A 13,783-nucleotide genomic window follows, 5' to 3' on the forward strand; every position below is an offset into this window, starting at 1 on the left:
GTTATCCACAGCCTCCCGCGTAGCCCGGGCGCGGACTGGTTAGGCTCGAAGACGTGAGCAGGCTCCAGGTCGTCAGCGGCAAGGGCGGTACCGGCAAGACCACGGTAGCCGCCGCCCTCGCGCTCGCCCTCGCGACCGAGGGCAAGCGGGCCCTCCTCGTCGAGGTCGAGGGCAGACAGGGCATCGCGCAGCTCTTCGAGACAGAAGCGCTGCCCTACGAGGAGCGGAAGATCGCCGTCGCTCCCGGCGGTGGGGAGGTGTACGCACTGGCCATCGACGCCGAGCTGGCCCTTCTGGACTACCTCCAGATGTTCTACAAACTCGGCGGCGCGGGACGCGCCCTCAAGAAACTCGGCGCCATCGACTTCGCGACCACCGTCGCGCCCGGCGTCCGGGACGTCCTCCTGACGGGCAAGGCCTGCGAGGCCGTGCGCCGCAAGGACAAGAGCGGGCGCTTCGCCTACGACTACGTGGTGATGGACGCGCCCCCGACGGGCCGCATCACCCGCTTCCTGAACGTGAACGACGAAGTGGCCGGCCTGGCGAAGATCGGCCCGATACACAATCAGGCGCAGGCCGTCATGCGCGTCCTGAAGTCCCCCGAGACGGCCGTCCACCTGGTGACCCTCCTGGAGGAGATGCCCGTCCAGGAGACCGCCGACGGCATCGCCGAACTGCGCGCGGCCGGACTGCCGGTGGGCCGGCTCATCGTGAACATGGTGCGTCCCGCCGTACTGGACGGGGCCGACCTGGAGTTCGCCGGTGCCGTCCCGCGCACCGCCCTCGCCAAGGCGCTCTCCTCGGCCGGGCTCGGCGGCGCCCGTCGCGGCGGACTCGCCGAGCGGCTCGTGGAGCCGCTGCTCCAGCAGGCCGAGGAGTACGCCGAGCGGCACGTCCTGGAGCACGAACAGCGCGCCGTGCTCCAGGAGTCCGGCCTGCCCCTGCACGAACTGCCGCTGCTCGCCGAGGGCATGGACCTCGCGGGCCTCTACGAACTGGCCAAGGAACTGCGTCAGCAAGGGATCTCATGAGTCCGGACCCGGCACGCACCCAGGGCCACGGCCCCGCACACGAAACGGCCCGCGCGATCGACTCCGCACACGTCCTGGACATCGATCCGCTGCTCGACGACCCGAAGACCCGCATCGTGGTGTGCTGCGGCTCCGGCGGCGTCGGCAAGACGACCACGGCGGCCGCCCTCGGGCTGCGGGCCGCCGAGCGGGGCCGCAAGGTGGTCGTGCTGACCATCGACCCGGCCCGCCGGCTCGCCCAGTCGATGGGCATCGACTCCCTGGACAACACCCCCCGCCGCGTGAAGGGCGTCGAGGGCGACGGCGAGCTGCACGCCATGATGCTCGACATGAAGCGCACCTTCGACGAGATCGTCGAGGCGCACGCGGACCGCGATCGGTCGGCCGCGATCCTGAACAACCCCTTCTACCAGTCGCTTTCGGCGGGCTTCGCGGGCACGCAGGAGTACATGGCGATGGAGAAGCTCGGGCAGCTCCGCTCCCGCGAGGAGTGGGACCTGATCGTCGTCGACACGCCGCCCTCGCGTTCGGCGCTGGACTTCCTGGACGCCCCGAAGCGGCTGGGCTCGTTCCTGGACGGCAAGCTGATCCGGGTCCTGATGGCGCCGGCGAAGGTCGGCGGACGCGCGGGGATGAAGTTCCTGAACGTCGGGATGTCCATGATGACGGGCACCCTCGGCAAGGTGCTGGGCGGTCAGCTGCTCAAGGACGTCCAGACGTTCGTGGCGGCCATGGACACCATGTTCGGCGGCTTCCGCACGCGCGCGGACGCCACGTTCCGGCTGCTCCAGGCGCCCGGCACGGCGTTCCTGGTGGTAGCGGCCCCAGAGCGGGACGCGCTGCGCGAGGCCGCGTACTTCGTGGAGCGCCTGGCCGCCGAGAACATGCCGCTGGCGGGCTTGGTCCTGAACCGCGTGCACGGCAGCGGCGCGGCCCAGCTGTCCGCCGAGCGGGCCCTCGCCGCCGCGGAGACCCTCGACCTCGCCGCCGCTGAGCACGCCCCCGAGGGCGCGGACGAGGACGGCTCCTTCGCCGCGGGCGACGGGGCCACGACCACGCGGGACACCGGCCCGGCGACCACGCAGGACGCGGCCCCGGCGGTCGGGGAGGGCGGCGACTCCACGGCCGTAGAAAATCTTGACGGCACCGGCATTGTGGATCAGGGGGACGGGAAAGCTGGACTTCGTAACTCTCCCGACACGTACGGCAGTTCAGAAACTCCCGCTGGCCAGAATCCCGCTCCCGCCGCAGGCTCCCCCGCCCCGGACGGAGCAGTCGAACAACTCACCGCAGGCCTGCTGAGGCTGCACGCCGAGCGCATGCGGCTGCTCTCCCGCGAGCAGCGCACGCGCGACCGCTTCACCGCACGCCACCCCGAGGTGGCGGTGGCCGAAGTGGGCGCGCTGCCCGGCGACGTACACGACCTCGCGGGGCTGCGGGACATCGGGAACCGGCTCGCGGCCCATCGGCCGGAGCTGCCCGAAGCAGACGTCTGAGACGAGGCACGGCCGGCGGCGCACGCCTCCAGGCCCCCCGGCCGACCTGCACCGCCCGGAAGGTGGCGCGTGTGGCCGAAGGCCCGGCCGAGCGGCACGGGGGCCGGCGTCTGCCCGAAGCCCTGCGCCCGCGCCTGTAAAACCCCCTGACGTGCACGACGGGCGACGCGCCCTTCGTGCCGCGGGGTGGTGGGAACGGACCCGACAGACCCGCCGCCGCTGCCCCGAGGGGGCGGCGTCCGGGTCCGAGGGACGGTCCCCTCAGCCCACCGCCGCGTAGTTCTCGTACACCTCTTCCTCGTCGAGAGGCAGCAGTCCGGCCCCGCGCTCGTACTCCGTACGCGCGGTCTCCAACAGCCGGCGCCAGGACGTCACGGTCGGCCGCCTGCGCAACAGTGCGCGGCGCTCCCGCTCCGTCATGCCACCCCACACGCCGAACTCGACGCGGTTGTCCAGCGCGTCGGCGAGGCACTCCGTGCGCACCGGACATCCGGTGCACACCGCCTTCGCCCGGTTCTGCGCTGCTCCTTGAACGAACAGTTCATCCGGATCGGTAGTGCGGCAGGCCGCCTGCGCACTCCAGTCGGTTACCCAGCCCATACCGGCGCCGTCCTCTCCCGAATCGAGGCTCCCCCACGGCGGCAGCGGCATATTCACCGCCGCCAGTTGAGGACGTTACGGAAGGTGGGCACAGCGCAACACCCCCTTCGGGCCCAATCTTGAATGGTCCGAACGGACTATGCGTAAGCGGCAGATCACCCGGGGGAGTGAGCGGAGGACATACGTGAGCTTCCCGGCCAACCGGGACAGTTCAGTTGAGTCACAACGGACGCCTGATGACACACAAGGCGGATTCGGACACGCCCCCCACAAATAATCGGGAGACTTCCGGAACGATTCGGGGTCGCCGGACGTACTTGATACGTGGCCCTGCTGCTGTGACAGTTGAGAGCAGCTTAGGCCAAGGCATATACGCGTGTCCGGCGAATGAGAACGTAGGCTGCCCTCATGCCAAAGAAGCGCTCGGGCGGTGGTCTGTCCCCATCGCAGCAGGCCGCCAAGTTCCTCGGTGTCAGTGTGCTCGCGGGAGCCGTGCTGGCCGGAATCGCGCTGCCCGCGGCCGGCGCGCTCGGTCTCGCGGCCAAGGGTTCCGTCGAAGGCTTCGACGAGATCCCGGCCAATCTCAAGCGCCCCCCGCTGAGCCAGCGCACGACCATCCTGGACAACCAGGGCGGCCAGATCGCCTCGGTCTATTCGCGCGACCGCACGGTGGTCGACCTCAAGGACATCTCGCCGTACATGCAGAAGGCGATCGTCGCCATCGAGGACTCGCGCTTCTACGAGCACGGCGCCGTGGACCTCAAGGGCATCCTGCGCGCCGTGAACCAGAACGCGCAGAGCGGCGGGGTCGCCCAGGGCGCCTCCACGCTGACGCAGCAGTACGTGAAGAACGTCTTCGTCGAGGAGGCGGGCGACGACCCGACCAAGGTCGCCGAGGCCACGCAGCAGACGCTCGGCCGCAAGATCCGCGAGCTGAAGTACGCGATCCAGATCGAGGAGAAGCTCGGCAAGAAGCGCATCCTCGAGAACTACCTGAACATCACCTTCTTCGGTGAGCAGGCCTACGGCGTCGAGGCCGCGGCCCAGCGGTACTTCTCCAAGTCCGCCAAGAAGCTGAACCTCCAGGAGTCCGCGCTGCTCGCGGGCATCGTCCAGTCGCCGAGCCGGTACGACCCGGTCAACGACGAGGCGGAGGCCACCAAGCGGCGCAACACCGTGCTCACACGCATGGCCGAGGTGCACGACATCACCCGGCAGGAGGCCGAGAAGGCCAAGAAGAAGCCGCTCGGACTGCACGTCAGCAAGCCGAAGAACGGCTGCATCACCGCGGTCAAGGGCGCCGGCTTCTTCTGTGACTACGTGCGCGAGGTCTTCCTGAACGACCCGGTCTTCGGGAAGACCAAGGAGGCCCGCGCCAAGGTCTGGAACCAGGGCGGCCTGGCGATCCGCACGACGCTCGACCCGCAGGCCCAGCAGTCGGCCCAGGCGTCGATCAAGGAGCACGTCAACAAGAGCGACGACGTGGCCACCGCCGCCACCATCGTCGAGCCCGGCACCGGCAAGATCCTCGCGATGGGCCAGTCGCGTCCGTACGGCTTCGGCAAGCACGAGACGCAGATAAACCTCTCCGTGGACAAGGAGATGGGCGGCGGCGCCGGCTACCAGCCCGGTTCGACGTTCAAGCCGATCGTGGCGGCGGCCGCGGTCGAGGGCGGCAAGTCGGCGACGCAGCAGTACTCGTCGCCGTACGAGATGGAGTACCCGAGCCCGGTCTCCGTCTGCGGCGGCAAGAACTGGACCAACCTCCAGAACGAGAAGCTCACGAACGAGAACGAGTCGGAGCGCGGCCCGTACGGCATGAAGGAAGCGACCGCGAAGTCGGTCAACACCTACTACGTGCAGCTGATCAGCGACATCGGCATCTGCCCGGTGACCGACATGGCGAAGAAGATGGGCGTGAACCGCGCCGACGGCGGCAAGATCGCCCAGGCGCCGTCCATCGCGCTCGGCACGCAGGAGATGTCCCCGCTGACGATGGCGAACGCGTACGCGACCTTCGCCTCGCGCGGCACGTACTGCACGCCGATCGCGATCGAGTCGATCAGCCAGACCGTCGGCGACGAGAAGAAGTCCCTGCGGGTGCCCAAGTCGTCCTGCTCCCGGGCCATGTCGGAGACCACCGCAGACACCATCAGCACGCTGCTGAAGGGCGTGGTCGAGGACGGTACGGGTACCGAGGCCGGGCTCTCCGGGCGCGCCAGCGCGGGCAAGACCGGTACGACGGACTTCCGCTACGCCGCCTGGTTCGTCGGCTACACGCCGAACATGGCCGGCGCGGTCTGGGTCGGCGACCCGGCCCACAAGCGCCGGATGACCAACATCACCATCGGCGGCGTCTACCGCGACAAGGTCTACGGCGGTGAGGTCCCCGGCCCCATCTGGCGGGACATGATGACGGGCGCCCTCCAGGGCAAGCCCGCGCCGAACTTCAACCTCATCGACATCCCGGACCCCGAGCCCGACCGGGGCAACGACGACGGCGGAAACGGCGACGACGGAAAGGGCCACGGCAACGGGCATGGCAACGGGGGCGGCGGTGACGGCGGGATGACCACCGACGGCGGCGTGACGACGGACGGCGGCACCGACGGCGGCACCTTCCCGACCCCGTCCTTCTCGATCCCCGAGGGCTTCATCCAGGGCCAGGGCAACGGCGGGAACGGGCCTGGGGGCCGGAAGGGTTAGCTGAGGGCGCTCGGGCGCGGGCCCGGGGTCGGACTTGGGCTTCGGCTTCGGCTTCGGCTTCGGCTTCGGCTTCGGCTTCGGCGGCTGAACGAGCGGTCGGGGGTCGTGCGCCCCTTGAGTACGGCGGTGGGGGCGCCCCTGGTGATCGGGGGCGCCCCCACCTTTTCGTGTACTGGGCTCCGTTGAAGCCGGGGCTCGTGTACCGGACTCCGTCGGTAGTCGGGGCTCGTGGGCTGGACTCCGTCGGTGGCCGAGGCTCGGGTACTGGACTCCGTCCGTGGCCGGGCCGCGCGTACTGGGCCTCTGCTGGTCCGGGAGCCGAGGCGCCGGGGTTCAGCCGGCGAGGAGCTGCTTGACGACGGCGGCGACGCGACCGCCCTCGGCCTGACCGGCCACCTTCGGGTTCACGATCTTCATGACCTGGCCCATGGCACGCGGGCCCTCGGCACCGGCCGCCTTGGCCTCCTCGACCGCCTGGGCGACGATCTGCTGGAGCTCCTCGTCCGACAGCTGCTTGGGCAGGTACGCGGCGAGGACCTCGCCCTCCGCCTTCTCCCGCTCGGCCGACTCGGGACGCCCGCCCTGAGCGAAGGCGTCCGCCGCCTCACGGCGCTTCTTCGCCTCGCGGGTGATCACCTTCTGCACCTCGTCGTCGGAGAGCTCGCGCTTCGTCTTGCCCGCGACCTCCTCCTTGGTGATCGCGGCGAGGGTCAGCCGGAGCGTCGAGGAGCGGAGCTCGTCGCGCTCCTTGATGGCGGTGTTGAGGTCTTCCTGCAGCTTCGACTTGAGCGTGGTCATGTCGTCGATTGTCGCAGGTGTGCCGACTCGAACGCCCGTTGATTTCACGGGACCCGTCCGGTCGCGGCGCGGTTGGCGGTGCGGGGAGTTGGTGGTGGGCGGTGCGGGGGTGGGCGGTGCGGGGGCCGCGGCGGGCACGGATGCGGGGGTGCCGGCGGTGCGGGCGCGGGGGCCGCGGCGGTACGGGACTGAGGGTGCCGACGGTCGGGGGGCGAGGGTCGCGGCGGTCGTCCACAGGCGTGCGTCGGTCCTCCGGAGGTCTGACACGATGGACTTATGCGCGCGCGATATGGAGTACCCCTGGGAATCACGGCGGTGGGCGCCGCCGGTCTCTTGTACGCGGCGGGCTTCGAGGCCCGCTCCTTCCGTCTCCGACGAGTGACGGTCCCGGTCCTGCCACCGGGTATGCGCCCCCTGCGTGTGCTCCAGGTCTCCGACATCCACATGGTGAGCGGGCAGCGCAAGAAGCAGCGCTGGCTTCGCTCGCTCGCGGGGCTGCGGCCCGACTTCGTCATCAACACCGGGGACAACCTCTCCGATCCGGAGGGCATCCCGGAGGTGCTGGACGCGCTGGGCCCCCTCATGGAGTTCCCCGGGGCGTACGTCTTCGGGTCGAACGACTACTACGGCCCCCGACTCCGCAACCCCGCCAAGTACTTGTTCGAGAAGGCCCAGGGACGCCACGGACTGAACGGCAACGCGCCGGTGGTCGACGCGATCCACCTCCCCTGGGAGGACCTGCGGGACGGCTTCGACTCGGCGGGCTGGCTGAACCTGACGAACACCCGCGGGACGCTGAAGATCGAGGGTGCCTCGGTCGAGCTGACCGGCCTCGACGACCCCCACATCAAGCGGGACCGCTACGCGCGGGTGGCGGGTGGCCCCTCGGAGTCGGCCGACTTCTCGATGGGCGTGGTGCACGCGCCGTACCTGCGCAGCCTCGACGCCTTCACGTCGGACGGCTATCCCCTCATCCTGGCGGGCCACACCCACGGCGGCCAGATCTGCCTCCCCTTCTACGGCGCCTTCGTCACCAACTGCGACCTGGACACGGACCGGGTCAAGGGCCTGTCGCGGCACCACGCGGAGGGCCAGACGTCATACCTGCACGTCTCGGCCGGCTGCGGAGCGAGCCGCTACACGCCGGTCCGCTTCGCGTGCCCCCCGGAGGCCTCACTGCTGACGCTGGTGCCGCGGGCGTAGGTGGATGGGGCGCCGCTTGGGGCGGCGCCGCCCGGGTCGGGGGCGGACGAGGGCTTGGGGTGCCGGCCCGGAGGGTCCGAGGGGGGGTAAGTCCCGGAGGCTCAGGGCGCGGGTCCCGGAGGCTCAGGAGGCGGGTCCCAGAGGCTCAAGAGGCAGGTCCCGGAGGCTCAAGAGGCAGGTCCCGGAGGCTCAACGAACCCGCCTCCGAGCGCGCCCCCGGACCCGCCTCCGGGACCTGGACGGAGCCGGGAAAGAGCTGGTACGGAGTCGGCAGGGGGTCGGGATCGACCTGAGTGGTTCACGCTCCCCCGGGCGGCGTAACCCGCTCAGCTTGTCCCGTATCGCCCGTTTCGTCACTCGCGCTTAGCGTGAGGCCATGACCGCCCCGATACCCAAGGACATACCGGACCTCCCCGCGATTCCCGGTATCCCTGCGCCGGCCCCCTTCATCGTCCCCGCGACCGCGGTGGTGGCGCCCGTACGCCGCCGCGCGACAGCCGTCTTCCGCCTCCTGGTGGTGCTGGCGGCGGCGGCAGGGGTGGCCCTGGAGCTGAGACTGGGCAGCAGCCCCATCCGTGTCCTCAGCTACTTCACGATCCAGAGCAACGTGCTGCTGGCCGTCGTGCTCCTCGTCTCGGCTCGGCGCGCGTGGTCGGCTCGGCGCCCCCTGCATCCGATGCTGACGGGTGGCGTCCTGCTCTACATCGTGATCACCGGGCTCGTGTACCACGTGATCCTGGCCAACGCCTCCAGCCCGTTCTCGATGACGGGCGGCCCGCCCACCGGCTGGCACGCGGTCGCGAACCATCTGCTGCACACGGTGACGCCGATCGCCGCGGTGATCGACTGGCTGCTGCTGACCAGCCCGGCGCCGGTGCGGGTGAGCCAGGCGGCCGCGTGGCTGCTGTATCCCGTGGCCTACCTGCTCTTCTCCGTCGCCCGCAGCGCGATGATCCCCTCGACGTCCTCGGGCCGGTACCTGTACCCGTTCCTGGACGTGGACCGCCACGGCCACCCGGGCGTTCTCAGCAACGCCCTGCTCCTCGGCCTGGCCTTCTACGCCCTCGCCCTCCTCCTCGTCGCCCTGGACCACCTCCGCCCGGACCCGGTCCGCCGCCGCGCGAAAACCGGATTTCGTCTCTAGCCACCGGTGGGCTAAAGTAAACGACGTCGCCGCGACAAACGGCGACGATCGGGGTGTAGCGCAGCTTGGCAGCGCGCTTCGTTCGGGACGAAGAGGTCGTGGGTTCAAATCCCGCCACCCCGACAGCCGAAACAGCAGGTAGACCACCTAGGGACGTTCCTAGGTGGTCTTCTTGTGTTTCTGCGTGATTACCCCTCTGGATCCCGCTTGAAGCTGCCGTCCATTGACCACAGCATCGGTCTGGATCACGGGCCGGATCTGCTTCCGGTAGAGCTCCTCGGTCACGGCGGTCCTGGAGTGGCCGACGAGCCGGGAGATCTCCTCCAGGCACCCGACTGTCGGAGAGCAGAGACGAGCGGTACCGGAGTTCCCGAGGCGTCCACTCGTCGGCGTTGATCCCCTCGACGCTCTTAAGAGCCACCCGGAAGGCACGTGGGTGGTCGGTCGCATCAGCGGCTCGCCAGCTACAGCCTGCGTGTGCAGCTAGCGGCCCGAGCTGCGGAGGTAGGGACTCGGCGAGTTCCGCGGCTCCCGGAGGCGTGTCCAGTGCATAAGGCATGCCCGGAGCGGTAGCCGAGTCGAGAAGTGGGCAGACAGGCCACGATCGAGCAGTTGCCGATCATGAGCGCGGTAGAACTTTCTCTCAAGGGTGTCTCTGGGAGGGGCCTCATGGTCCCGTCCGTCACGGTTTCGCCCTTCCCGTGCGCGAGCGGCTGATCAGGCGCGCCGCCTCTCCTGGATGGTCGGCGGTGGCATAGATCCGCCTGCACAGCACCGGTTCGCCTTTTCGCATGCGTATCGGCATGGGCTCTTCGAGGTCGATGACAAGGTTGCGGGCACTGCCGACGGTGCAGGCCACCGCGCCGTCCTCATCCGGGACCCTGCGCAGTCCGTACCCTCGGGTGGCACCGTGCGTGACGCGTACAGACCCGAGCGCCTCGACCGGAATCGTCAACTCACGGAACGGCCCGGTACGTAGGCGCAGGTTCCTGTCGTCCAGCAGGTGAGGTGCGCGGGCGGTCATCGCGCAGAAGCCCAGCGAGAGAACGAGCGAGAACACCATCCACAGCAGATGAATCGCTCGACCGGCCGGCGGAAGCACTGCGTCGATGACGAGGCCGGTGACCAAGTCGGTTCCGGCGAAGGCCCAGACGATCATCCGCACGTCCGAAGAATGCGGGATCGGCAGTTGGCCCTCGGGCAGCGTCATCGGTCTGCGAGCCGCCCAGTCCCTCAGATCACGCAGCATGGCGCCCGTCCAACGCCTCCAGGACGAGCGGGCCACCGATGCCGTCCCGACGGACTCGGGAGTGGTGTGGTCATGCATTTCCCAAGCCCCTTCCGAGCAGGAAACCGGACGCTATGCAGGTACCGGCCACAAAGGTGAGAGCCGCTGCTTTCGACTTGGTGCCGACCAGTCCAGCCACGCCGACCATCCCGGTCGCTCCGGCCAGTCCCGCGAGGGCAGGCAGGATCACCTTCAGTTCCGGGTTGCGTATTCCGTCTGAGGTGGCGTCAGACGCCTTCGGCGAGCCGGCGGGACGGGACATGCCGGTATGCGCGGGGACCGGCTCGGAAAGAATTGCCGAGGTGTCCAGGCCAGAGGCTTCGGACGTGCGCAAGGCGGCGTCGGTCTCCTTCCAGTACCTCCTCCAGAACACGACGTCACCCTCGCACGCCGCGACGTAAGCCAGCGTCACCTCCAGGCTGGGGAGACTGAGCCCCCGGGCTGCCTCCGACAGGGTCGTCCCCGAATAGTTGGCGCGGCTCGCCAGTTCGCGGTACGAAGGGTTGCCCGCAGACCTTCGGATCGCTCTGAGCTCGTACGCGAAGCTCTGCAGTGGCCCTTCGGAAGGATCTATGCGCGTCTCTGGGCGTCCCATTTCGGTCAATCCCCGTTTCGTTTCTGCGTTGCTATTCGAGTCCACGAGCACACGGCATTACGACCGCGCTCGTATGTGTCACAAGCCGTTCGGCAGGCACTCGCGAGAGAGACTGGTCCTTGGTCGTGAAAGCGTGATCGCTCTCAGATCCAGCCGTACTCGCGCGCCATACGTGCCGCGGCGTGACGGTTCTCCGCCCCGAGCTTGCTCAAGGCCGAGGACATGTGGTTGCGGACAGTTCCCGCCGACAGGCCGACACGCTCGGCGATCTCCGCGATCGACGCGCCGTCCGCCGCGAGGGCCAACAAGTCACCTTCGCGCGGGGTGAGCGGGCCGTTTCCCGCGCTGATGGCTTCTGCCGCCAGGTCCGATGAGATGTAGCGCTTGCCGGCGTGGACGGTCCGGATGATGTCCGCCAGATCATGGGCCGATACCGTCTTGGGCAGGAACCCACGGACCCCGATCTCCAGGGCCTGCTTCAAGTATCCCGGCCGACCATGGCTGGTGATGATCATGGTTCGGCAATGCTGCAGCTCGTCACGGATCGCCTTGGCGACGGCGAGGCCGTCGAGCCCTGGCATCTGCAGGTCCAGGACCGCGACATCGGGTTTGAGCGCTCGTGCCATGGCCAGCGCTTCTGTTCCCGTGGATGCCTGGCCCACCACGGTCAGATCCCCCGTGAGGCCGAGCAGGGCTGCCAGAGCGCCTGTGATGAGCTGCTCGTCGTCGGCGAGCAGAACCCGGATCTGCCTTTCATCGGTCACGACGGCATCGTCTCCAGTACCTGCGAGGACTCCAGAGGAAGCCGGACGCGCAAGGCGAAACGTCCATCACTGCTGGGACCGGCCTCCACCGTGCCGCCCAATGCGGCCAGTCGCTCGGTGAGGCCCACGAGTCCGCCTCCCCCCTTCGGTGTGCTTCCTCGGTCGACTCCGTCGTTCTCGATGGTCAGGACGACGGTTGTTCTGCTCTCAACGTCCAGCGTGATGGCGCACCACCTCGCCTCGCTGTGTCGCAACACGTTGGTCGTCCCCTCGCGGACCGCCCAGGCCAGCGCCGACTGTCGTTCGTCCTCGAGCTCCGCGCCGCCCTCGACGCGGCAGTCGACGCCTGCCGCTCGCAGCACCGATCGGGCGCCCTCGATCTCCGTCAACAGATCCGCCGTGCGATAACCCCGGACAACCGCTCGTACGTCGTCCTGGGACTCCCGGGCGATGAGTTGCACCTCCGCCATCTGCGCCGCTGCCTGTCCGGCTTGGCCCTGCCGGTGCAGTGCCACTGCCAGTTCACTCTTCAACGCGATGACCGTCAGATTGCGCCCCAGCACGTCGTGCAGGTCCCGTGCGAACCTCAGCCTCTCTTCGGCCACCGCCAGCCGGGCCTGAACCTCACGGGTGCGTTTCAACTCACGTACCACGCCGAGCGTCCAGCCGGAGAACCAATGAGCACAGCAGAACGCCATTCCCCCGACCAAGGCCACCACGGCTGCTTCGGCGATGACCCCACCTGGTGTGCCCAGTGCCCCTGCCGCCAGCGCACCGCACACCGCGAGCGCGGTCAGCAGCGCCAGTGCCGCACTCAGTGGCCAGGCCATGACCAACGGTCCGGCCAGGAACGTCAGGGCACCACCGGCCATCAACTCGACTGCGTCCGCGGTGAGTAGCGGGGGGCGAGGGTACAGCGCGAGCGGTGTCACCGTCGCCGCAAGACTCGATGCCGCGGCGAACGCGACCCTCAACCGATGCCGTGAACCCTGCGGCGCGTGCGGGGCCAGTCCGGCGCGCAAGAGCTCCACGCACGCCACCGTCTGCAGCAGTCCCAAAGCGGTCAACGGCAAGGCCGACGACCGGCTCATGGCCTCCGGCGGCGCGGACAGCAGCCAGATGATCAGCAGGATCGGTTCCAGCAGCACAAGCAGGTACAACGAGAGGTGTGTGTACAGGTCGATCCGTTCCGGACCCTTCTGGTGCGCCGTCCCGCGCAGAACCGGAGGCACGTGGTTTCCCTCTCCCAGCCAAGGAAGTCCCTGCCCCCCATTCAAGCATTCGTGGCACAAGTACATTGATCATTTTCTGGGGTCCCAGCGAAACAGCCGAGCCCCCGCCCAGACGGCGATGGCCGTCCAGAGCGCGGCACCTCCGCCAGACCCTCCAGCAGCTCGACAGTCGATGTCTTGCCGGCTCCATTGGTGCCCAACAGAGCGAAGAGTTCCCCCCTGCGCACCTGAAGGCTCACTCCGCGCACCGCTTCGTGCTCCGTACGTCCGCGAGTCCCGTACCTCCTGCGCAGGTCCCGGGCGTCGATCACGACCTCATCGGTTTGTCGGTCTGGAGCACGAGCTGTCATGCGGCCAGTCTTCTGTCACGAGACGGGCACCGACAGTGCCGTGTTTCACCGATCTCCACGACGGATCCACGGAGAAGCCATGACATTTGTCATGCCTGGCCTGTCCTGCGGCAGGTGCGGCGTCGCCTACCTCGCCGTCGCCGGGCCGCCTCTCCGGGTCAGGGCCGATGTCACCGCCGAGACCGCCGCCGTCGCGCCCAGGGTGCCGAGCATGACCAGGGCCACGCCGATGACGAAGAGGCCGCTGGCGTCGTCGGACCAGTCGTAGTAGGCCGCCGCGGTCAGTCCCACCGTGGTGCCCACCACCGCCTCCGTGGCGTGGCGCCGGGAGGCCGCCCAGCAGACCGGCGCCAGCAGGGTCAGGACCAGGCCGATCACCTGCCATGCCTCGTACGGGCCGGTCGTCGAGCCGTCGGGGTGGACGTCGCGGTGCTGGTCCCAGCCCAGCCAGGCCGCCCAGAGTGCCGCGCTCAGCACGGCGAGGCAGAGGCCCGGGCCCAGGCGGCGGGCGAGGTTCGGTATGCGTTGCTCCATGAGTCCCAGCCTCGCGACTCCCGGTCCCGCCGCCCAGAGCGC

Annotated in this window: 12 protein-coding genes, 1 tRNA gene and 2 pseudogenes; 6 read left to right on the forward strand and 9 right to left on the reverse strand. The window is 69.1% G+C overall.

All coding sequences use genetic code 11. The features are described from left to right. Window positions 1-53 precede the first annotated feature (53 nt). Both bagA and bagB read left to right on the forward strand, forming a co-directional pair. Window positions 54-1,031: an ATPase BagA gene (bagA, locus tag ACZ4VA_RS25945; protein ID WP_356163799.1), complete on the forward strand. Its 978-nt coding sequence runs from the start codon at window positions 54-56 to the stop codon at window positions 1,029-1,031. Beyond that, window positions 1,028-2,527 (forward strand): ATPase BagB, encoded by a 1,500-nt coding sequence (gene bagB / locus ACZ4VA_RS25950; protein ID WP_468082609.1) that lies wholly within the window; start codon window positions 1,028-1,030, stop codon window positions 2,525-2,527. Before bagA ends, bagB begins: the two co-directional genes overlap by 4 nt. 261 nt (window positions 2,528-2,788) lie before the next feature. Here the strand turns inward: bagB and wblA are convergent, their stop codons facing one another. Further along, entirely contained in the window at window positions 2,789-3,127 is a 339-nt protein-coding gene (gene wblA, locus ACZ4VA_RS25955) for a transcriptional regulator WblA (protein ID WP_059133594.1), read from the reverse strand. A 408-nt stretch (window positions 3,128-3,535) separates the two neighbouring features. Here wblA and ACZ4VA_RS25960 point away from each other — a divergent pair, with 408 nt between their 5' ends. Next, window positions 3,536-5,833 (forward strand): transglycosylase domain-containing protein, encoded by a 2,298-nt coding sequence (locus ACZ4VA_RS25960; protein ID WP_356163798.1) that lies wholly within the window; start codon window positions 3,536-3,538, stop codon window positions 5,831-5,833. 333 nt (window positions 5,834-6,166) lie between these two features. Here ACZ4VA_RS25960 and ACZ4VA_RS25965 read toward each other — a convergent pair whose 3' ends face one another. Beyond that, complete coding sequence (locus ACZ4VA_RS25965) at window positions 6,167-6,631, reverse strand: GatB/YqeY domain-containing protein (RefSeq protein WP_355794705.1); 465 nt, start codon at window positions 6,629-6,631, stop codon at window positions 6,167-6,169. A gap of 276 nt (window positions 6,632-6,907) precedes the next feature. On the opposite strand from ACZ4VA_RS25965, the gene ACZ4VA_RS25970 reads away from it, so the two are divergent. The 3 genes from ACZ4VA_RS25970 to ACZ4VA_RS25980 all read left to right on the forward strand — a co-directional run bounded on the left by ACZ4VA_RS25970 (window position 6,908) and on the right by ACZ4VA_RS25980 (window position 9,101). Beyond that, window positions 6,908-7,834, forward strand: a complete 927-nt coding sequence (locus ACZ4VA_RS25970) for a metallophosphoesterase (protein WP_355794703.1) — start codon at window positions 6,908-6,910, stop codon at window positions 7,832-7,834. A 376-nt stretch (window positions 7,835-8,210) separates the two neighbouring features. Then, the gene (locus ACZ4VA_RS25975) at window positions 8,211-8,978 is read left to right on the forward strand and encodes a Pr6Pr family membrane protein (protein ID WP_468082611.1); all 768 of its coding nucleotides are present in this window, start codon (window positions 8,211-8,213) and stop codon (window positions 8,976-8,978) included. A 49-nt stretch (window positions 8,979-9,027) separates the two neighbouring features. Beyond that, window positions 9,028-9,101, forward strand: a tRNA-Pro gene (locus ACZ4VA_RS25980). A gap of 65 nt (window positions 9,102-9,166) precedes the next feature. On the opposite strand, the pseudogene ACZ4VA_RS25985 reads toward ACZ4VA_RS25980, so the two are convergent. The 7 genes and pseudogenes from ACZ4VA_RS25985 to ACZ4VA_RS26015 form a co-directional block, all read right to left on the reverse strand. Next, a pseudogene (locus tag ACZ4VA_RS25985) lies at window positions 9,167-9,429 on the reverse strand (site-specific integrase); the annotation flags it as partial. A gap of 231 nt (window positions 9,430-9,660) precedes the next feature. Continuing rightward, on the reverse strand, window positions 9,661-10,305 hold the full coding sequence (locus ACZ4VA_RS25990; RefSeq protein WP_468082613.1) for a hypothetical protein: 645 nt from the start codon (window positions 10,303-10,305) through the stop codon (window positions 9,661-9,663). Continuing rightward, window positions 10,298-10,870, reverse strand: a complete 573-nt coding sequence (locus ACZ4VA_RS25995; protein WP_468082615.1) for a helix-turn-helix domain-containing protein — start codon at window positions 10,868-10,870, stop codon at window positions 10,298-10,300. Before ACZ4VA_RS25995 ends, ACZ4VA_RS25990 begins: the two co-directional genes overlap by 8 nt. A 134-nt stretch (window positions 10,871-11,004) precedes the next feature. Beyond that, window positions 11,005-11,625 (reverse strand): response regulator, encoded by a 621-nt coding sequence (locus tag ACZ4VA_RS26000; RefSeq protein ID WP_452923678.1) that lies wholly within the window; start codon window positions 11,623-11,625, stop codon window positions 11,005-11,007. Further along, the gene (locus ACZ4VA_RS26005) at window positions 11,622-12,857 is read right to left on the reverse strand and encodes a sensor histidine kinase (protein ID WP_468082617.1); all 1,236 of its coding nucleotides are present in this window, start codon (window positions 12,855-12,857) and stop codon (window positions 11,622-11,624) included. The genes ACZ4VA_RS26000 and ACZ4VA_RS26005 overlap by 4 nt, the downstream gene beginning before the upstream one ends. Before the next feature lie 122 nt (window positions 12,858-12,979). Beyond that, window positions 12,980-13,207 (reverse strand): annotated as a pseudogene (locus ACZ4VA_RS26010) (ATP-binding cassette domain-containing protein); the annotation flags it as partial. 126 nt (window positions 13,208-13,333) lie between these two features. Beyond that, on the reverse strand, window positions 13,334-13,741 hold the full coding sequence (locus ACZ4VA_RS26015; RefSeq protein ID WP_355781792.1) for a hypothetical protein: 408 nt from the start codon (window positions 13,739-13,741) through the stop codon (window positions 13,334-13,336). Window positions 13,742-13,783 lie beyond the last annotated feature (42 nt).

Source organism: Streptomyces sp. NPDC028308 (genome assembly GCF_055565855.1).

Excerpts from the sequence above, each read along its gene's own strand:
- bagB (WP_468082609.1), top strand. The coding sequence starts at position 1,028 with ATGAGTCCGGACCCGGCACGCACCCAGGGCCACGGCCCCGCACACGAA.
- wblA (WP_059133594.1), bottom strand. The coding sequence starts at position 3,127 with ATGGGCTGGGTAACCGACTGGAGTGCGCAGGCGGCCTGCCGCACTACC.
- ACZ4VA_RS25960 (WP_356163798.1), top strand. The coding sequence starts at position 3,536 with ATGCCAAAGAAGCGCTCGGGCGGTGGTCTGTCCCCATCGCAGCAGGCC.
- ACZ4VA_RS25965 (WP_355794705.1), bottom strand. The coding sequence starts at position 6,631 with ATGACCACGCTCAAGTCGAAGCTGCAGGAAGACCTCAACACCGCCATC.
- ACZ4VA_RS25970 (WP_355794703.1), top strand. The coding sequence starts at position 6,908 with ATGCGCGCGCGATATGGAGTACCCCTGGGAATCACGGCGGTGGGCGCC.
- ACZ4VA_RS25975 (WP_468082611.1), top strand. The coding sequence starts at position 8,211 with ATGACCGCCCCGATACCCAAGGACATACCGGACCTCCCCGCGATTCCC.
- ACZ4VA_RS25990 (WP_468082613.1), bottom strand. The coding sequence starts at position 10,305 with ATGCATGACCACACCACTCCCGAGTCCGTCGGGACGGCATCGGTGGCC.
- ACZ4VA_RS26015 (WP_355781792.1), bottom strand. The coding sequence starts at position 13,741 with ATGGAGCAACGCATACCGAACCTCGCCCGCCGCCTGGGCCCGGGCCTC.